Source organism: Arthrobacter sp. YN, assembly GCF_002224285.1.
Classification (GTDB): Bacteria; Actinomycetota; Actinomycetes; order Actinomycetales; family Micrococcaceae; genus Arthrobacter.
The window spans coordinates 2,032,300-2,051,285 of the sequence record NZ_CP022436.1 but is presented as its reverse complement, the minus strand read 5'-3'; the positions used below and the strand labels follow the sequence as shown (position 1 = coordinate 2,051,285).

Annotated in this window: 16 protein-coding genes and 2 pseudogenes; 4 read left to right on the top strand and 14 right to left on the bottom strand. The window is 63.4% G+C overall.

Annotated elements, in window-relative coordinates:
* Nucleotides 1-8: 8 nt before the first annotated feature.
* The 6 genes and pseudogenes from CGK93_RS09215 to CGK93_RS09190 all read right to left on the bottom strand — a co-directional run bounded on the left by CGK93_RS09215 (nucleotide 9) and on the right by CGK93_RS09190 (nucleotide 9,665).
* Nucleotides 9-569: a hypothetical protein gene (locus CGK93_RS09215; RefSeq protein ID WP_089594559.1), complete on the bottom strand. Its 561-nt coding sequence runs from the start codon at nucleotides 567-569 to the stop codon at nucleotides 9-11.
* Nucleotides 566-1,132, bottom strand: coding sequence for a DUF402 domain-containing protein (locus CGK93_RS09210; RefSeq protein WP_089594558.1), 567 nt, complete (start codon nucleotides 1,130-1,132; stop codon nucleotides 566-568). The genes CGK93_RS09215 and CGK93_RS09210 overlap by 4 nt, the downstream gene beginning before the upstream one ends.
* Nucleotides 1,129-3,101, bottom strand: a pseudogene (dxs, locus tag CGK93_RS09205) (1-deoxy-D-xylulose-5-phosphate synthase). Before dxs ends, CGK93_RS09210 begins: the two are co-directional and overlap by 4 nt.
* A 177-nt stretch (nucleotides 3,102-3,278) precedes the next feature.
* Nucleotides 3,279-6,085 (bottom strand): annotated as a pseudogene (gene acnA / locus CGK93_RS09200) (aconitate hydratase AcnA).
* Nucleotides 6,086-6,317: 232 nt separating this feature from the next.
* Nucleotides 6,318-7,691: a class I SAM-dependent RNA methyltransferase gene (locus tag CGK93_RS09195; protein WP_089594557.1), complete on the bottom strand. Its 1,374-nt coding sequence runs from the start codon at nucleotides 7,689-7,691 to the stop codon at nucleotides 6,318-6,320.
* The gene (locus CGK93_RS09190) at nucleotides 7,692-9,665 is read right to left on the bottom strand and encodes an APC family permease (protein ID WP_089594556.1); all 1,974 of its coding nucleotides are present in this window, start codon (nucleotides 9,663-9,665) and stop codon (nucleotides 7,692-7,694) included.
* A 116-nt stretch (nucleotides 9,666-9,781) separates the two neighbouring features.
* On the opposite strand from CGK93_RS09190, the gene CGK93_RS09185 reads away from it, so the two are divergent.
* Together CGK93_RS09185 and CGK93_RS09180 are read left to right on the top strand one after the other, a co-directional pair.
* On the top strand, nucleotides 9,782-10,453 hold the full coding sequence (locus CGK93_RS09185) for a potassium channel family protein (protein WP_089597330.1): 672 nt from the start codon (nucleotides 9,782-9,784) through the stop codon (nucleotides 10,451-10,453).
* Entirely contained in the window at nucleotides 10,453-11,190 is a 738-nt protein-coding gene (locus tag CGK93_RS09180) for a potassium channel family protein (protein WP_089594555.1), read from the top strand. Before CGK93_RS09185 ends, CGK93_RS09180 begins: the two co-directional genes overlap by 1 nt.
* On the opposite strand, the gene CGK93_RS09175 is transcribed toward CGK93_RS09180, so the two are convergent.
* The 4 genes from CGK93_RS09175 to dut all read right to left on the bottom strand — a co-directional run bounded on the left by CGK93_RS09175 (nucleotide 11,157) and on the right by dut (nucleotide 13,698).
* On the bottom strand, nucleotides 11,157-11,939 hold the full coding sequence (locus CGK93_RS09175; protein ID WP_089594554.1) for a DUF3159 domain-containing protein: 783 nt from the start codon (nucleotides 11,937-11,939) through the stop codon (nucleotides 11,157-11,159). The two genes, CGK93_RS09180 and CGK93_RS09175, sit on opposite strands and share 34 nt — an antisense overlap.
* Complete coding sequence (locus CGK93_RS09170; RefSeq protein WP_232481592.1) at nucleotides 11,936-12,286, bottom strand: hypothetical protein; 351 nt, start codon at nucleotides 12,284-12,286, stop codon at nucleotides 11,936-11,938. Before CGK93_RS09170 ends, CGK93_RS09175 begins: the two co-directional genes overlap by 4 nt.
* 19 nt (nucleotides 12,287-12,305) lie before the next feature.
* Nucleotides 12,306-13,049, bottom strand: coding sequence for a DUF3710 domain-containing protein (locus tag CGK93_RS09165; RefSeq protein ID WP_089594553.1), 744 nt, complete (start codon nucleotides 13,047-13,049; stop codon nucleotides 12,306-12,308).
* Between the two features lie 97 nt (nucleotides 13,050-13,146).
* Complete coding sequence (dut, locus tag CGK93_RS09160) at nucleotides 13,147-13,698, bottom strand: dUTP diphosphatase (protein ID WP_089597326.1); 552 nt, start codon at nucleotides 13,696-13,698, stop codon at nucleotides 13,147-13,149.
* Between the two features lie 105 nt (nucleotides 13,699-13,803).
* Here dut and CGK93_RS09155 point away from each other — a divergent pair, with 105 nt between their 5' ends.
* Complete coding sequence (locus CGK93_RS09155; RefSeq protein WP_198318398.1) at nucleotides 13,804-14,301, top strand: DUF3093 domain-containing protein; 498 nt, start codon at nucleotides 13,804-13,806, stop codon at nucleotides 14,299-14,301.
* 36 nt (nucleotides 14,302-14,337) lie between these two features.
* Here the strand turns inward: CGK93_RS09155 and CGK93_RS09150 are convergent, their stop codons facing one another.
* Nucleotides 14,338-14,637, bottom strand: a complete 300-nt coding sequence (locus tag CGK93_RS09150; protein ID WP_089594552.1) for a DUF4193 domain-containing protein — start codon at nucleotides 14,635-14,637, stop codon at nucleotides 14,338-14,340.
* A 294-nt stretch (nucleotides 14,638-14,931) separates the two neighbouring features.
* Here CGK93_RS09150 and sepH point away from each other — a divergent pair, with 294 nt between their 5' ends.
* Nucleotides 14,932-16,272: a septation protein SepH gene (gene sepH, locus CGK93_RS09145; RefSeq protein ID WP_198318397.1), complete on the top strand. Its 1,341-nt coding sequence runs from the start codon at nucleotides 14,932-14,934 to the stop codon at nucleotides 16,270-16,272.
* Between the two features lie 9 nt (nucleotides 16,273-16,281).
* Here sepH and CGK93_RS09140 read toward each other — a convergent pair whose 3' ends face one another.
* From CGK93_RS09140 to CGK93_RS09130, 3 genes are read right to left on the bottom strand one after another with little or no spacing between them, the layout of a single operon-like run.
* The gene (locus tag CGK93_RS09140) at nucleotides 16,282-17,037 is read right to left on the bottom strand and encodes a thymidine kinase (protein ID WP_089594550.1); all 756 of its coding nucleotides are present in this window, start codon (nucleotides 17,035-17,037) and stop codon (nucleotides 16,282-16,284) included.
* Complete coding sequence (locus CGK93_RS09135) at nucleotides 17,030-18,250, bottom strand: alkaline phosphatase family protein (protein ID WP_089594549.1); 1,221 nt, start codon at nucleotides 18,248-18,250, stop codon at nucleotides 17,030-17,032. Before CGK93_RS09135 ends, CGK93_RS09140 begins: the two co-directional genes overlap by 8 nt.
* Nucleotides 18,247-18,972, bottom strand: coding sequence for a DUF5998 family protein (locus CGK93_RS09130; protein ID WP_089594548.1), 726 nt, complete (start codon nucleotides 18,970-18,972; stop codon nucleotides 18,247-18,249). Before CGK93_RS09130 ends, CGK93_RS09135 begins: the two co-directional genes overlap by 4 nt.
* Between the last annotated feature and the right edge of the window lie 14 nt (nucleotides 18,973-18,986).

Genomic DNA, 18,986 nt, shown 5'->3' with positions numbered 1-18,986 from the left:
GGTGCTACTTAGAGAGTAAAGCCCACGCCCTGCTTGGGCGAGTGCTTCACCCGGAAGGCGTCGGGCTCGCTGTGGGGCGCCGCGGCAATGGTGAGTTTGGTAAAGTCCAGGTCCTCACCACGAACACAGATCTTGATGGCGTTAACGGCCTTGTTGACGTCCGGGCAGAGGCAGAAGATGTTCAGGTGGCCGTTCCCTATTTCGGACCGGTCCACGATGCCCAACCCACGCCACGCCAGTTCTCCTGTCAGGGCGGCCTTGGCTTTCCGTTCAAGATGACGGTCCCGCTCGGTGCCCTCCGTGGTCTTGAGGGCAATCTGGGCAACAACCCAGAACTGCTCGGACTCGGGAATCTCCGCGTACCCGTCTTCCTCGCACTGCACAGCGAAGGCCGACATCAGGCCCTCCACCGAGGATTCGTCCTCCACGCTGGTTTCGTCGGTTTTGCTCTGATGACCCACCACGCCGTGATTAATCACGAACTGCTGGTCCTCGTCGTCGTACCAGGCTTCCCGGAAGTGAAGTACTCCCTCATCGTCCCGCTTGTACGTGCGAATAATGCCGCTCATGCCCGTCCTTTCCTGAACCATTCGGCGCTGGTGCTGGCACCAGTGACATCGAACGGTGCTTTCATGGCCGCTACAGCCTCCAAGAGGGCTGCGCATTCCGTGCGCATAGCGGCCACTGTTTCGTCCGGATAGCCCATGGCCACCCGGTGCTGCTCAAACTCGTCTTCATCGTCAACAAACACACCATGCAGGGTGGAGCGGATCACGTCCAGGTCCATGTCGATCATATGGAACTCCGTGACACCGGGCCTGATGATGTTCCAGCCGTGGGACGTGGCGAGATCAACGTAGATCCGGAAGTCGCCCGGGTACGTATCGTCGTAAAACGTCGCCACGAACTCGCCGGTCCTCGGGACCAGCAAGACAGCGTCCGACGCTGTGTAGAAGGCTGCCCCGGGACGGGAACAGAACTCCCCCGCGCCCTGGAAAATCCACCAGCCGTGAATGTCCTCGCCAAGATACCGGCCAGGCACCACCCAATGGGCTTTGCCGTTCCATTTCCTGTTCCTCGACACCACGAGGTCGCCGGGCTGCAGTGCACCCGGCCCGCGGTTGTCCATCACAACGTGGGCAGACTGCCGGTGGTGGGGTGTTCCTGGCCCGGGAGGGCCTCGCGAAGGGGACCTTGGTCCCCAAAACCTGGGCTACGACGTCGTGCGTTATCTTCTGGGCGGTGAGTCCAACGCGCTCCAGGACCTGGCTCCGGGAGCCGTGGACCAGGAACTCCACCGGCAAACCGACTTCGTTGAGGGCCGTATCCACTCCCGCAGCGCGCATTTCCTGCCGGATGCGGGAGCCAACGCCACCGGCACGCACGCCGTCTTCAATGCAGATGACCAGGCGATGGCGGGCAGCGAGGGCAATGATCGATTTACGGACGGGAAGGACCCAACGCGGGTCAACCACCGTGGAACTGATGCCTTGGGCGCCCAGTCGGCCGGCTACATCCAGCGCGAGCTCAGACATGGCACCCACGCTGACAATGAGGACATCGTTTTCGGTGGAACCCTCGGGTCGGCGGGCAAGGATGTCAACGCCGTCGTGAAGCCGTTCAATCGCTTCAACCTCGGAACCGACGCTGCCCTTGGAGAACCGCACCACCGTGGGGGCGTCGGAAATTGCGACAGCCTCCCGCAGTTCTTCGCGGAGCCTGGTGGCATCGCGGGGTGCGGCCAAATGGAGTCCCGGCACGATCTGGACCATGGCCATGTCCCACATGCCGTGGTGGCTGGGGCCGTCCGGGCCGGTGACGCCGGCCCGGTCCAGGACAATCGTGACGCCGGCCTTATGCAGGGCCACATCCATGAGGAGCTGGTCAAAAGCCCGGTTGAGGAAGGTGGCATACACCGCCACCACGGGATGAAGGCCGCCGAAGGCCATGCCTGCAGCCGACGTGAGGGCATGCTGCTCAGCGATGCCGACGTCAATGACGCGTTCCGGATGCCGTTCGGCAAATTTGTGCAGGCCTACGGGAATCAGCATGGCGCCGGTAATGCCCACGATGTCCTCGCGCTCATCGGCAATGTCCGCGATCTCCTCAGCGAACACCGAGGTCCATGACCTGGCGCCAGGCATTTCCGTGGACTCGCCCGTTTCGGGATCGATGATTCCCACGGCGTGGAATTGGTCTGCCTCGTTGGCCAGGGCCGGAGCGTAGCCGTGGCCCTTCTCGGTCATCGCGTGCACGATCACCGGACCTCCGTAGGCCTTGGCGGTGTTCAGCGCATTCTCCATGGCCTGAAGACTGTGTCCGTCCACCGGACCGATGTACTTCATGCCCAGGTCCTCGAACATGCCCTGGGGAGCCCACCAATCCTTGATGCCCTTCTTCATGGCGTGCAGGCTCTTGTAGGTGAACTGCCCGGCGGGTCCGCCGTTCTGGAGCTTCTTCTTCCACCAATCCAACATCCGCTCATACGCCGGGGTGGTACGCAGGGAGTCGATGGTGGGGCGCAGCGAAGCGAGGTAGTCGGCAAAGCCGCCAACGGTGGGTGCGTATGAACGGCCATTGTCATTGACCACAATGACCACGCGGCGACGCTTGTCAGCGGCGATGTTGTTGATGGCTTCCCACGTCATGCCACCGGTGAGTGCGCCATCGCCCACCACCGCGACGACGAACCGGTCACCTTCGCCGGTCAGCTGGCGGGCCCGTGAAATGCCGTCGGCCCATGACAGGGAGGACGAGGCATGGGAGCTCTCCACAATGTCATGCTCTGATTCAGCGCGCTCCGGATATCCGGAGAGCCCACCCTGCTGGCGGAGGGTGCTGAAATCCTGGCGGCCGGTGAGCAGCTTGTGCACATAGGACTGATGCCCGGTATCGAAGACAATACTGTCCCGCGGGGACTCAAAAATCCGGTGGACGGCCAGGGTGAGTTCAACAACGCCAAGGTTGGGGCCCAGGTGTCCACCTGTCGCGGCTACGTTGGTGATCAGGAATTCCCTGATTTCGCCGGCCAGTTGTTCCAGCTCGGTGCCGGACAGTTTGGCCAGGTCCTGTGGATCCTTGACGGCTTCCAAAAGTCCCAACGGCCCTCCTTAGGGTGAATGACGTGCTTGTTAACTTTAGCGCGTGCCCGAGGCCCGCGTGTTTCCCCACGCTTGCGCACTGTGTGGCATTGATACCGGGACGGCAACAGCCCCGGCTGGTCAGGCGACCGGCCGGGGCTGTCTGGCGTCGGATTCAGCTGGAAACCAGCTGGTCCACTATGCGGTGATTTGGCGCAGAACGTACTGCAGGATGCCACCGTTGCGGTAGTAGTCCGCTTCACCCGGGGTATCGATACGCAGGACGGCGTCGAAGGACTTGCTGGTGCCATCCTCAGCCGTGGCTGTGACCTTCAGCGTCTTCGGCGTGGTGCCGTTGTTCAGCTCGGTCACACCCTCCACTGCGAAGGTTTCCGTACCGGTCAGGCCCAGCGTTGCTGCGGACTCTCCGGCCGGGTACTGCAGCGGAAGAACGCCCATGCCGATCAGGTTGGAGCGGTGGATGCGCTCGTAGCTTTCAGCCACGACAGCCTTGACGCCCAGGAGCGCTGTGCCCTTTGCTGCCCAGTCACGTGATGAACCGGAGCCGTATTCCTTGCCTGCCAGGACCACCAGCGGTGTTCCCGCAGCCTGGTAGTTCTGAGCGGCATCGTAGACGTAGGCCTGCGGTGCACCTTCCTGGCTGAAGTCGCGGGTGAAGCCACCCTCAACGCCGTCCAGGAGCTGGTTCTTGATGCGGATGTTGGCGAAGGTGCCACGGATCATGACTTCGTGGTTGCCACGGCGTGAACCGTAGGAGTTGAAGTCCTTGCGCTCCACACCGTTGGCCAGGAGGTACTGGCCTGCCGGGGTGTCCGACTTGAACGAACCGGCCGGGGAGATGTGGTCCGTGGTGACGGAATCGCCAAGCTTCAGGAGCACGCGGGCACCGGAGATGTCCTGGACGGGATCCGGCTGGGCCTTCATGCCTTCGAAGTATGGGGGCTTCCGCACGTAGGTGGAATCCTCGGCCCAGGCGAAGGTGTCACCGGCCGGGGTATCCAGCGCCTTCCAACGGTCGTCGCCGTCGAAGACGCCCTCGTAACCCTTGGCGAACATTGCCTCGTCGATGGAGGAGTCAATGACTTCCTGCACCTCGGTGGGGTTCGGCCAGATGTCCTTCAGGAAGACCTCGTTGCCTTCAGAGTCGGTGCCCAGGGCATCGGTCTCGAAGTCGAAGTCCATGGAACCAGCCAGTGCGTAAGCGATGACCAACGGCGGCGAGGCCAGGTAGTTCATCTTCACGTCCGGGTTGATGCGGCCTTCGAAGTTGCGGTTACCGGAGAGGACTGCAGTGACGGAGAGGTCGTTGGCCTGGATTGCCTCGGAGATTTCCGGCTCCAGCGGGCCGGAGTTGCCGATGCAGGTGGCGCAGCCGTAACCCACAATGTAGAAGCCAAGCTTCTCGAGGTACGGGGTGAGGCCGGACTTCTCGTAGTAGTCAGTGACCACCTTCGAGCCGGGGCAACAGAGGTCTTGACCCACGGCTTGGACGTCAGGCCCTTGTCCACGGCGTTGCGTGCCAGAAGGGCAGCAGCAAGCATGACGGACGGATTGGACGTGTTGGTGCAGGACGTGATCGACGCGATCGACACTGCACCGTGGTCCAGCTCGAACTCGCGGCCGTCGGCAGTCTTGACCTTGACCGGCGACGACGGGCGGCCGTGGGCACCATTGGCGGCGGAGTAAACGCGCTCCGTCTCCGTGGTGTGCGAATCAGCATGGGTGAAGGACGGTGCATCCGAAGCCGGGAACGATTCGTCCAGTGACTCGTCCACGCTGCCGTCTTCGATGGCGACGTAGTTGTGGATGTCCTTGCGGAACTGCTCCTTGGCATCGGTGAGCTCAATGCGGTCCTGGGGACGCTTGGGGCCGGAGATGGAAGGAACAACCGTGGACAGGTCCAGCTCGAGGAACTCGGAGAAGCGCAGTTCGCGGGAGGGATCGTGCCAGAGGCCCTGTTCCTTGCTGTACGCCTCCACGAGGGCGACGTTCGCTTCGGAACGACCGGTCAGGCGCAGGTACTCCAAGGTGACGTCGTCGATGGGGAACATGGCAGCCGTGGAACCGAATTCCGGGCTCATGTTGCCGATGGTGGCGCGGTTGGCCAACGGCACAGCGGCAACGCCTTCGCCGTAGAACTCAACGAACTTGCCTACAACACCGTGCTTGCGCAGCATTTCAGTGATGGTCAGGACGACGTCGGTGGCGGTAGCGCCGGCCGGGATGCTGCCCTTGAGCTTGAAGCCCACAACACGGGGAATCAGCATGGAGACGGGCTGGCCAAGCATTGCTGCCTCGGCTTCGATGCCGCCGACGCCCCAGCCCAGGATGCCCAGGCCGTTGACCATGGTGGTGTGCGAGTCAGTGCCCACACAGGTATCGGGGTAGGCACGAAGAACGCCGTCTACCTCGCGGGTCATGACGGTGCGTGCCAGGTACTCGATGTTGACCTGGTGGACGATGCCGGTTCCCGGGGGGACAACCTTGAAGTCGTCGAACGCGGTCTGGCCCCAGCGAAGGAACTGGTAGCGCTCACCATTGCGCTGGTATTCGATCTCCATGTTGCGCTCCAGTGCGCCGGAGTTACCGAAGGCGTCGATCTGGACGGAGTGGTCGATGACCATTTCTGCAGGCGCCAAGGGGTTGACGCGCTTGGGATCGCCGCCAAGTTCCTTGACGGCTTCGCGCATGGTGGCGAGGTCAACAACGCAGGGAACGCCGGTGAAGTCCTGCATGATGACGCGGGCCGGGGTGAACTGGATTTCCGTGTCGGGCTCCGCATTGGGATCCCAACCGGCCAGGGCGCGGACATGGTCCGCCGTAATATTGGCGCCATCCTCAGTCCGCAGGAGGTTTTCAAGCAATACCTTAAGGCTGAACGGAAGGCTGTCTGCGCCCTCTACGGAGTTCAACCGGAAAATTTCATAATCGGTGCCGGCTACATTCAGTACGCCTTTGGAACCGAAGCTGTCCACAGTGCTCATGGCAGGACTCCTCTCGCAACAGTTTCATCTTTGTCGCGTGGTTGGCCGCTAGCCAGTTAGGCGCACCTTACTTAGCCGGGCGGCATCTCTCGTGGTCACCCCGGTCCGCGGCGATGATTCCAGCGAAGCGGGGCTACTACGCCCATCGTAGTGGCATCCGTCCCAAGAGTGGCATGCCGCCGCCCAAACCCGGCGCCGCCCGCCGCACTCCGGCGGGCGGGCGACACTCCGGCTATGCGGAAGGGACGATCAGGCCCACTGTTTCGAGGTGGTGGGTATGGGGGTAAAGATCGAAGGCCCGCAGTGACTCCAGGCGCCAACCTCCCTGATGGAAGTAACCCAGATCACGCGCAAAGGAAGCAGGATCGCAGGACACATAGGCGATTGCGCGGGGACCGGTGGCCATCAATTGCTTGACCACAGCCTTTCCGGCTCCGGCCCGCGGCGGATCCAGAACCACGGAATCGAAGCTCCGGGCACTCTGGTGCAGCACGCGTTCCACGCGCCCTTGGACGATTTCCACCTGCGGTTCGCCGTGCAGGTTCTTGCGCGCGTCGCGGCTAGCGCCGGGGGCACCCTCCACCGACAACACCGAGCCAGTGACACCCGCCGCGTCGGCAAGCGGTGCCGTGAACAGCCCGGCACCGGCGTAGAGATCAGCAACTGCGGCTCCAGGCTGCAAGTACCCGCCACGCGAAAGATAGTCCGTCACAGCGCCCACCAGCGTTTCCGGTGCGTCTTTGTGGATCTGCCAGAACCCCTCGCCGGTGACCCGGTATTCATGGCCGGCTGCGGTCTCCTGCACCCAGGTCCTCCCCCGCAGCTGCAGGACTTCCCCCTTGCTGGGGTCGAAGCTGGCGACGGACACGTCATGCGGCAACTGCGACAAAATGCTGTGCACCCTCTTGGGGCTCGTCCCCTCCTCCGGCGCCAGCAGAATCAGGGGCCTGGAACCATTGGCCGGGACGGCAACCTCGACCCTGGCGATGCCCGAGAGATCAAGGTCCCACAGCTTCAGGTCGTTCAGTCCCGGGAGCGCCAACGGCATCTCCTTGATGGGAAGCACCACGTCCGAGCGGTGGGCATGCATGCCCAACCGCCCCTTGGAGGTCACCGCAAAGCCTGCGCGCGTGCGCCAGCCGAGGCCGCCGTCGTGATGGTCCCCCACGGCTTCCACCTCGGTGGCGAGGTCCAGCCCGGCAAGCCGTTTGAGTTGTTCAGCCAGCACCTCGGCTTTCAGGGCACGCTGGCGCTCCAGCGAAATATGTCCGAGCTCGGCGCCGCCAACCGGCGGCCCGCCACGACGCCAGGAGGCCTGCGAATCCGCCGCCTTCCAGAAGTGCGGGACCCGGTGGGGCGAGGCTTCAAGGACTTCGACGACGTCGGCCCGCCAGAAGCGCGACGAGTCACCGGAGTCAGTCAACCGGATACGGACCTTCTCCCCCGGGATGGCGTGCCGGACGAAGATGACGCGCCCTTCGTGCCGCGCGACGAAGTGTCCTCCGTGTGCGATGGGGCCAATGTCAACGACAAGTTCAGTGCCGGACGCTCCTTGGTGGTCATTGACGGGGTGATCGGCGTGGGGGGAATTGCTGTGGGAGGTCATTTAGGTATCCTGCAGTGCCTTTGCTTCTTCGGAGGATTTCAGCTGCCACGGAACACTGGCAACCATGACTCCAGGTTCAAAGTGGAGCCTCGTCTTGATTCTGAGTGCTGTCTGGTTATGGACCAGTTGTTCCCACCATTTGCCCACGACATATTCGGGGATGTAAACCACGATCAGGTCCCGCGGCGAGTCACGGCGCATGTTCTTGATGTAGTCCATGATGGGTGTCACGGTCTCGCGGTAGGGGCTGGCCAGGACTGTCAGGGGAACCGGAATTTCCAGCTTCTCCCAATCCCGGACGGTGTGCTCGGTCTCCTCGGTGTTGATGTCCACGGTAATTGCGTCAAGGCGTGAAGGCCTGGACGCCCTGGCGTAGGCCAGCGCCCTCAGGACGGGCTTGCGGACGTGCGAGACAAGCAGCACCGCGTGGACACGGGTGGGCAAGGCGCGCGGGGACGAGTCCTCGTCCACGGCCAGTTCCCTGGCCACGTTGTCATAGTGGGCACGGATGCTCCACATGATCAGGAACAGGATGAACATGGCAAGCAAAGCGATCCAGGCGCCTTGCTCGAACTTGGTGATCAGGACGATCACCAAGACCAATGCGGTCATGCCGAAGCCCAGCATGTTAATGGTGCGCGACTTGAAGATGCGTCGGCGGACAGCCTTGTCCCTGGCAAGCTTCAGCTCGCGGCCCCAGTGGCGGATCATGCCGAGCTGGCTGGCCGTGAACGAGATGAAGACGCCCACAATATACAGCTGGATCAGCTTGGTGACATCGGCATTGAACGCGAGGATCAGGACCAGCGCGCCGGCCGCCAGGGCAAGGACACCGTTGCTGAAGGCAAGGCGGTCGCCCCTGGTACGGAGCTGGCGGGGAAGGTAACCGTCCTGGGCCAGGATGGAGCCAAGCACGGGAAAGCCGTTGAAGGCAGTGTTGGAGGCGAATACCAGGATCACACCCGTGGCAGCCACCACGACATAGAAAAGGATGGAGCCCGAGCCGAAGATGGTGTCCGCGATCTGGCTGATGGCAGGCGTCTGGATGTAGCCCTCCGGCAGTGGTTTGCCGTCCACCAGGAACTCGCGCGCGGGGTCAAGGACAATGTGCACCTTGGTGGCGTTGGCAAGGTAAAGGATTCCGGCCAGCATGGAGGCCGCTATGACGCCCAACAGCAGCAGGGTGCTGGCCGCGTTCTTGCTCTTTGGCTTCCTGAAATTGGGGACGCCGTTGCTGATGGCCTCAACACCTGTGAGCGCCGCGGCCCCGGAGGAAAAGGCCCGCAGCAGCAGGAAAGCTCCGGCAAGGCCCACCAACCCCTCGTCGAAGCCTGGCTCCGGGACGATGGTGAAGTTGGCGGAGGGCGCCTCACCCAGTGTCCCGGTCGCTGCTTGGAAGATGCCAACCGCGGTCATGCCGAGGATGGACGCCATGAAGATGTAGGTGGGGACGGCGAAGAGCGTCCCGGCTTCCCTGACCCCGCGGAGGTTGACCAGCGCCAGGACGACCACGCCGATGGTGGCGATGAGTGCCTGCTGGCCGTGCAGCGACGGAATGGCCGTAGTGAGGTAGGTTGCGGCCGAGGACATGGACACCGCCACCGTCAGCACGTAGTCCACCAAAAGGGCGGATGCGACCGTGAGCCCGGCGTATTTGCCCAGGTTGACGCTGGCGATCTCATAGTCGCCGCCACCGGACGGGTAGGCGTGGACGTTTTGCCGGTAGGACGCCACCACTGTGAGCAAGACCACCATGACCGCGAGGCCGACAAGTGGGGAGAAGGCCACGGCACTGACTCCCGCCAAGGCGAGTGTCAGCAGGATCTCGTCAGGGGCATAGGCTACCGAAGACAGCGCATCCGAGGCGAAGATCGGCAAAGCAATGCGTTTGGGCAACAAGGTGTGGGACAGCCGGTCATTCCTGACTGGCCGGCCCACCAATACCCGCTTCGCGGCATTCAAAATTGTCAGCACTCCGCAAAGCTACTCTGAATCCCCATCGATGTCATGACGGTTGTTCGCAGGCGCACCCACGCCGCACCGGTAAAGTCATAACGAGCGGGACGGACAGCACAGATAAAGGAGACATGGTGGCTCACTTCGTGATCATGGGTTGCGGCCGTGTTGGCGCAACCCTGGCACACACTTTGGAGGATGCCGGCCATTCGGTCGCCATCATCGACCAGGACGAGCGGGCCTTCCGCCGGCTGCGCAACACCTTTACCGGCCGCAAGGTCACGGGGGTGGGTTTCGACAGGGACACGCTCAAGCAGGCCGGTGTGGAAGAGGCCTACGCCTTCGCCGCCGTCTCCAGCGGCGACAACTCGAACATCCTGGCCACCCGCGTGGCCCGCGAGACCTTCCACGTTGCCCACGTCGTGGCACGGATCTACGATCCCGGCCGCGCCGAAATCTACCAACGGCTGGGCATCCCCACGGTGGCAGCCGTCCGATGGAGCGCCGACCAAGTCCTGCGCCGCATTCTTCCGGAGCAGCATTTGGCCGGAGATTACCGTGAGCCCTCAGGCCGGCTCGTGCTGGCCGAAGTGGACCTGCACGAGGAGTGGATTGGCCACAGCCTCGCTTCGATCGAGGCCGCCTCGGGAATCCGCATTGCCTTCCTCACCCGGTTTGGTGAGGGCGTGCTCCCCCAGGCCGGAACGGCATACCAGGAAGGTGATACGGTCCACGCGATGCTGAGCCTGGACAAAACGTCCGAGATCAGCCGGATCCTCGCCAAAGCACCCGCCAAGGAGTCTTAGTGAAAGTTGTCATTGTTGGCGCAGGAAGCGTCGGCTCGTCCATTGCGCGCGAACTTCTGGCCCATAAGCACCAGATACTGCTGATCGACCTCAAGCCCGAGGTCATTGGCCGCAGCGGGCTGCGGGGCGCCCGCTGGTTGGTGGGAGACGCCTGCGAACTCAGCACCCTGCAGGACGCAAAACTCGAGGATGCCGACGTCGTGGTTTCAGCCACGGGGGACGACAAAGTCAACCTTGTGGTGTCTCTGCTGGCCAAGACCGAGTTTGGCGTGGGACGCACCGTGGGCCGTGTGAACAACCCCAAGAACGACTGGATGTTCAATGATTCCTGGGGCGTCGACGTCGCGGTCAACACCCCGCAGCTGATGACGGCATTGGTGGAAGAGGCCGTGGAAATCGGCGACATTGTCCGCCTCCTGACGCTCCAGACCGGTGTGGCCTCGATCGTCGAATTCACCGTCCCGCATGACTCCCATGTCATCGGCAGCACTGTGGGCGGGATCGACTGGCCGGAAGACGCCACACTGGTAGCCATCCTGCGCGACCAAGCACCGATAACGCCTACCCGGGACGATGTCCTGGATGGCGGCGACGAGCTGTTCTTCGTCACCACCATCGCAGCCGAAGACGGCCTCCGGTCGCTTTTGTCGCCAGGTTCCGACGACGGGGGCGAACCACGTGAGGAAACGTCGTCAGCCGCGGATCAGTCCTCTGAGGACGACGGCTTCGACGGCTGAAGTGCAGGCTTGGTGAGCAACCAGGCAACCCAGAGACCCAGGATGTACAGCGGGGCGCCCATCAGGAGCCTGGTGGTCGCCAACGCTGTCAGGCCGGCCTCACCCATGAAGTACAACGGCACCTGCACCACCAGGCGCAGTGCAAGAACTGCCACCACAACCCACGTCCCCAGTTTGTACGCCCTGAGCCGTTCAGGATCCTTCCGCCATTCAAGTCCCTCATTGCGGACGAAACCAAAAAGCAGGCCCGCCACCGGCCATTTGAGGACAATGGAGAGCACCATGGCGGCGATGTAGGCGATGTTGGTGAAGAAGCCCAGGACGTAGAAGTCCTCTGCCTTGCCCGTGGTATTGGCCAACCACGCGGAAATCCCGACACCCACCACTCCGGCCAATGCCTGGGTCAGGGGACGCCGTTGGATCAACCGGACCACGGTGAAAACCGCGGCGGCAGCCAAAGCCGCCACCAACGCGGGGGTTAGATCACGGGTCACGGTGAAAACCACCAGGAAAACCAGTCCCGGAAGAATGCTCTCAGCGATTCCCTGCCACCCACCGGCGGACTTCAGCATGTCCACATGCCCGGCACTGTTCCGGTGAAGGCCGGCCTTTTCGGCGTAGCCGGCAGCGAGATCGGACACACTGGGGGCGTCCGCCGACGGCTTGACGGAATCATCCGGCGGTGACGTCCGCTGATCGGGAACAGCGCCTCCGGTGTCCTTGGGTTCTGATCCGTTGGACACGGTCATAGATGCTCCTGACGGGAAAGTATTTCGTAGCGTGGATTGAACATGGCCGGCAAACCGTCAAGCTGGGTCACCATGCCGTTCAGGCGAAGCTGCACACCAGCCTCGATACCGGGGACGCGTGTCCTGCCGAGCCAAATGACGCGAAGACGGTCGTAGGGCTTCCGGACTCCGCCTGCGCTGATGGCCTGATGGGGTCCGGGACCCAGGGCATCGACGACAACAGCGGAGAAAAATGGTTGATCGCTGGGCGGCTGATGCGTCACCGACTCGATGAAGCCGGTGCACACCGCCCTTCCCCGTGCGGGAAGATCACGGACTCCCTGCGTCCGGGGACGCTGGCCGGCCATCCCTCCCCTGCCCGAAGTGTCAGCCAATCTGGGTGATCTCCGGCCCTCGTTCGGGCTGTTCCATGGCCGGGGCAGCCTGCGGAGCGCCCGCCTGTCCCGGCACGGCAGCGTCCTTGGGCAGGCGCAGCTGCAGCAGTTCGCGCGGAGGCATCGGGTTGTCGCCGCGCACCACCACTACCCGGCGGAAAAGTTCTTCCAGCCCCGCTGCAGCGTCACGCTCCAAGGCAGCCTGCCCACCAAGGACTCCGCGGAGGAACCAGCGCGGCCCATCCACGCCCATGAAGCGCGCGGCACGGAAACCGCGGCTGCCATCGGCCGCTTCGGCGGGCAACTTGGCTACCAGCTCGGTACCAAAGGCTCCGGAAACCTCTTCGGTTTCCCCGCCCTGGCTGGCCACTGACTGGGTGATCTGTTCCCGGATCTCGTCCCACAAACCTTCTGAACGCGGAGCCGCAAACGCCTGAAGCTGCAGACTGGAACCGTTCAGGTCCATGGTCACGGCAACCACGCGCTGGGTGGCTTCTTCAACCTCAAGCCTCAACTGCAGACCTTCGGCAGGAGCGATCAGGAGCGCACCGAGGTCCACGTAGCCGTCACGGTCCTCGATCTCGTCTATATCCAAGGGTCCCTTGGCAAGCCGGAAATCACCGGGGGTGCCAAGCTGGCCTGATTCAGGACTTTGTGCCTCAGCACCGGATTCCTCGACGGTGCCGGCGGTGTCCGACCGCTCGTCCTTGGACTTCTTGCCGCGCCCAAAAAGCATTGGGTTTTCTCCTTAGTAGTGGTCCATCCCCAAGTAAACCGCACCCACGTTGAACCATGTAAAACCACGCCAAGGCGATGCCTCCGACGTAGGAAGGTCAGTGGTTTGCTGCGGGATTCGGTGCGTTGAAGCCGCCCGTGGAACCGAAACCGCCGGTTCCACGAACGGAATCGGACAGTTGGTCAACGGCCACGAACCGCGCGTACTCAACGCGCTGAATCACCATTTGTGCAATTCTATCGCCGCGCTTGAGGTTGATGGCGTGGTCTTTGTCGGTGTTCAGGAGCGTCACCGCGATCTCGCCCCGGTAGCCTGCGTCCACAGTGCCTGGAGCGTTGACGACGGTCAGTCCATGCTTGGTGGCGAGTCCCGACCGCGGGTGGATCAGAGCCACGAATCCATTCGGCAGCGCGATCGAAACGCCCGTGGGAACAAGCTTCCGCTCACCGGGGGCGAGGTGTACGTCCTCGCGGGCCCGGAGGTCGGCTCCGGCATCTCCCGGGTGGGCGTAGGACGGCGCTTCCAACCCGGCGTCGAGCATTTTCAGCTGGACTTCCAAGGTGGGGGCTCCGTAGGCCGCGGGGGTCTCACTGCCGTTGGCGGTTCCGGGGGCGGTGTCTGTGCTGAATACTGCGGTCTCATTGCTCACAGTGGTCCATTCTACTGGGAGCAGGAACCTGCGCACCCGGCCTGCGGCCACTGCACCCCCTGATGGTGGACACAGCAGCAGCGCATCGCCGGATAAGCTGGAAGCATGCCTACGCCTGACCAGTCCTCCCCCGTGCCTGCCCGGAACACCCCGACGTCATCGGAAGTCCTCTACACCGAGAAACTGTGGCCGTCAGTGTGGATCTGGGTTGTCGTGGTGGGCCTGTCCGGCGCCGGCATCCTGATGTTCGGCCCCATCAGTGCCGCAACGGGCATCATCGCGGCTTTGGTCCTGCTGGCCATCATGACCATCATGCTGGTGCTCTCAACACCCACTATTACGGTCACCCCCACCACGGTCCGGGTAGGCAGGGCCAGCATCGACCGGAAGTTCGTGGGATCCGTCCAGGCCTTCACCAAGGGCGAAGCCACCGCCGAGCGGGGTCCCCGGCTCAACGGACTCGCCTACATGTGCTTCCGAGGCTGGATCGACCCCGTGGTCAAGATTGAGATCACGGACCCCGCGGACCGGACTCCGTACTGGCTTGCCTCTTCCCGCAGGCCTGACGAACTGGTCTCGGCGCTCACCACCCCGCGGGACTGACAAGTCCCTGCAGGAACACCCGGCACGCTGGTGTTCCTAGCCTTCGCATTCCGTGCAGTACAAATGTCCGCCACGCTCCGTGGCGATTTGGGACTTGTGCTTCACCAGGAAGCAATTGAAACAGGTGAACTCGTCCGGTTGGGGTGGCATGACCTGTATCAGGAGTTCTTCGCCGGACAAATCAGCACCCGGCAACTCGAAGCCGTCGGCCAGGTCCGTCTCATCGACGTCCACGGCGGAAGATTGCTTCCCCGACTGGTGCGTCTTGAGTTCTTCCAGGGAATCCTCGCTGACGTCTTCCTCGGTCTTTCGAGGGGCATCGTAATCGGTGGCCATGGTCCTTCCTAGTCCTCCCTGCCTTGCAGTGGGTTCTCGCCGGTCCGGCGGCCATCGCCGCCGGGGTAAGGGTGCAACGCCGCACGCCTCGGATTTGTGCCCGATATCGGCCAGATTGTCCTCTTCCGCCCCACGAAAGTCCATAGCCCCCAATCCTTGCCACCAAGCACCGAAAAACTCCTTGCACGGCCGGTTTCACCGGAATATCACGGCACGCCCTCGCTCCTAGTAGGAAAAGACCCCGGCGGGTGGCAGAGTTTCGAATGTCAGTTATGCCATGTGGTGGAGGGTGTTATGCAGGATCTACGACTGGTAGGCGTCCACGACGACGGCGGGCATCTGCTTTTGAGCGGCCCCGGCGGTGCGATGTTCCAGCTTCCGATCGACGAAGCCTTGAGGGCAGCGGCGAGCCGGACCCCTGCCCAAGTGGCGGCCCGCGCCGCCAATACAGCCATTGCCATGTCCCCGCGCGACATCCAATCCAGGATCCGCAGTGGGGCCACCGCCGCCGAAGTGGCCGAGTTGTCCGGGCTGCCCCTCGCCAACGTCCAACGCTACGAAGGACCCGTCCTCGCAGAGCGTGAGTACGTAGCCAGGCAGGCACGCAACATCGAGGTTGCTGCCCCTGCTCCCGGCCACGACGCCTATCGTTCGGCCTTCGGCGACAACCCGGCCACGCTGGGTGAAATGGTAGACCACAGGCTCGCTGCCCATGGCATCGATTCCGCCACGGTGGAATGGGACTCGTGGCGCCGTACGGACGGTGCCTGGACCGTCGTCGCACGCTTCGAAACGGTACCGGGCACCCACGGCAGCATCGGCGAGGAACCTCCTGCCATGTGGACCTTCAGCCCGCAGCGCAAGTCCCTTCAGAACGCCAACCGCTGGGCCCAACAACTCAGCGAGCTCGAACCACTGGATGGACCCGTCCCGGCACGCAGGCTCGCGGCCGTATCAGACCGGCCCTTCGACTTCGAAACCGATGCTGAGACAGCCGCCCGCGCGTCTGCCAAGGAATCGGACAGCCTCCTGGAAATGCTCCGTTCACGGCGGGGTCAGCGCCTGGGAGTGGACGAAGACGGAGACGACGCCTTGGCCGTGCTGCTGAGCAACGTTCCCGCAGCCCACCCGCGGCCCGGGAGCGAGCACGAAGACCTCGAAGAAAACGACGCTGCAGAGCCCGAACCGGCTTCGGCTGTCACGGAGGAACCTGCACGCAAAGACGGCCGCCCCTCCATGCTCTCGCGGCTGAGCCTGGCACCGCGGCACTTCGAACCCCACGACGAAGACAAAGACGATTCGCTGAAGCTACACCAGGGCGTCAGTACGGAAACGCGGGAGATCACGGTGGTAGCCGGCCCGCTGCGTCCCGTCACTTCCCTCACGGGGCGAAAACCCGCCGGGCTTGACGAACTCCTGGGTGGCAACAGCGCTGTCCGCACCACGGACTCTCCGCGGGAGGAATCTCCTGACGATCACCGGGACAGCGAAACCGCAGCCGATGATTCCAAGGGCCCCGAGGACTCCGAGGTCCGCAAGGACGCCGATGCCCCCGCAGAACGCCAGCCGTCACGGCCAAAGCGGTCCAGCATTCCCAGCTGGGACGAGATCGTCTTCGGAGCACGCGGAGATTAGTTCCACAAACTAGCTGCGGTGGAGCTCCCCTGCGCCCGGCCAGAGGCATGCGTCAATGTCGAAAGGGAGCGGCTGGTCCGCCCCTGCCATCAGGTTGGCACCGTGCACCGTGACGCGCCGCATGTAGTGGCGGCGGCATAATGTCTCGTAACCCACCACAGCCTCACGGTCCACAACGCCGGCCTCCGGATTTCCCTCGGCGCTCCTGCCTGCTGTGTTGTCGCCTCCGGTGGAGGGTGCCACGTCACCCACCATCACCTGCTCGCCCTCCACCACCATGATGCCGTTAACCGTCCGGGCATTCTGGGTTGCCCGGCGCCCACACCAGCACAATGCTTCCACTTGCAGCACTTGGACCTTATCGGCCAGCTCAATGAGGCGCTGCGAGCCAGGGAACAGCCGGGTGCGGAAGTCTGACGTGATGCCAAAGGCGAAGACGTCCACCTCCATCTCATCCACCACACGTGCCAACTGCTCCACTTGCGCGGGTGTGTAGAACTGCGCTTCATCGCAAATAAGGTAGTCCACGCGAAGTCCGCTGGTGCGGCGGACCACCACTTCGTCCCAGAAGTCGGTGCCACCCTCAACTTCCACGGCGTCGATGTGGAGTCCCAACCTGCTGGAGATGGTGGAGTATCCGGCGCGGTCGTTGCAGCTGAAGCGAACACCTCCGCGGCCCCTCGCGCGGTGGTTGTGGTCCATTTGGAGGGCAAGGGTGGACTTGCCACAGTCCATGGTGCCTGAGAAGAAGACCAGTTCAGCCACGTTTGCCCTTCTTGCCGGCCGCAGCGAAGCACACCAGGGGAACTTCGCGCTCGGCTTTGGTCAGCGAACCGTGCTGGCCTACTACCTCCAGGGAAGCGGGGCGGGCACGGCGGGTGTCATACAGTGCCAGGGTGTCGCGGGCTGCGATCATGACGTCGCCGATGCGCGGCGCAACCTCGGGGCGGACAGCACCGAACAATCCGGCGTCCATGGCCTGGTTCCGTGTGAATGCCCAGATCCGCTCACCGAAGCGATGCCGCCAGGCTGCGAGCAGGGCATCGCGATGCTCCACTGTGGCGTCCGGTTCAAGGTACAGGTGCACCATGCGCGGTTCCCCTGCAGTGTGCCTGACTCCGGCCACCAAGGATTCATCGGCGGAGTAGTCGAGTCTCTGGGATTCGGGAACGTCCACCATGCCGTGGTCACCGGTCAACAGAATGGTGGTACCTGCCGGGAGCGTTGCGGAGAGCCGTTTGACCGCGGAATCCAGCTCTTCGAGTTGATGCTCCCAACGGTCCGACTGGCAGCCATAGCGGTGGCCGGCTTTGTCCAGCTCATTGAGGTAGAAGTACATCAAGGAACGTCCTCCACCGGACATTGCTTCCGCGGCCGCGGCCGTCCGCGCATGCAGCGTAGTGCCGCCAACAAACCGGCTCCCCCGCAGTGCGGCCTGCGTCATGGGCGAATTGCCGAATTGAGGCAGGCTGACTGTCACCACGTCCAGTTCCCCGGCCAGTCGTTCAAAGACGGTGGCGTGGGGCTGCCACTCCACCGGATCCACCTGTGAATCCCAGTTGCCCAGGAGATTCACCACCTTGTCCTGCGCTGGATCCAGGACGTCGTATCCCACCATGCCATGTTGTCCGGCGGGCAAGCCGGTGCCCAGGCTCGCCAGGGAGGCTGCCGTGGTGCTGGGGAATGCTGAGTCGATCCACTGCGGGACGTTGCCCTGCCCTTCGGCCAGGACTGAGCGGAGGAAGGGCGTGTGGGAAGCCTTCTGTTTGAGCAGGTTGCGGCCCAAGCCATCTGCGAGGACAACGCAGACACGCTGGGATGCCGGCACCTGCAAGTGGTTGGTGAACCCGGGCACTCCGAGGGCAGCTGCAGAACTCGTGAAGACTTCCGCGATCGATTTGCTCCCGAACAGCGGGGCGGAGGGAAGATCGGCTGCGTCGTGGGTCACCGGAGACGAGGTCTGTGCGGCGTCCCTCAACGCTGGTGTCCGCGGCTCAAGCGGTTGCTGAAGACACCCGAACGCGGCCGTGGAGCCGGGATGCCCGTGTGCTGGACGGGAGTCGGATTTCCTGTGTTAACGGCTCGCAGGGCGCGGGCAAAGAGCTTGGCATCCTGGACGGCCTGCAGACCGTCGGCTTCGGCGCTGATGCGCAGCACAATGTCTTCCTGGGCAATGGTTCCGCTGTACCCGTGATCTGCCTCGCACTGGGGGTCTCCGCAGCTCGCCGGGCCCATGTCCAAACGCTGGCCTCCGGACCAGGCAATGGAGACGGTGAGCTCCCGTACAGGATCGGAGGGCTTGTAGTCCTGGGGCTGGGAATACATGTAGCTCAGCACCACCGAGCGGATTTGGGCCACTGGGACGGATTCCGTGGAGATCTGCGCAACAATTTGCTCGCCGGCTTCATCAAGCTGCTGGTCGTCAACATGGGTGATCACCAACATGTCTTCGGTGAGCACCAGTACAGTGATGTGCCTGCGGACCTCGGCGCGGTCAAAGTGCGTCTCCAAGTGCACCAAATGGGACAGGCACTCCCGGCCGTCCAGGGCGTCATCGACGACGTCGGCCACCAGCCGCGGATAAAACCCGGCCTGCTGCAGCGCCTGGTCCAGGCTCTGCCCCTGCGAGCTGTGGTTATGCGCGGTGTGGTGCCCGGTGTTGGACGGGCGTGATTGAGGCGTCGGAGACTGGGTGCTCATTCCCCCATTTTCAC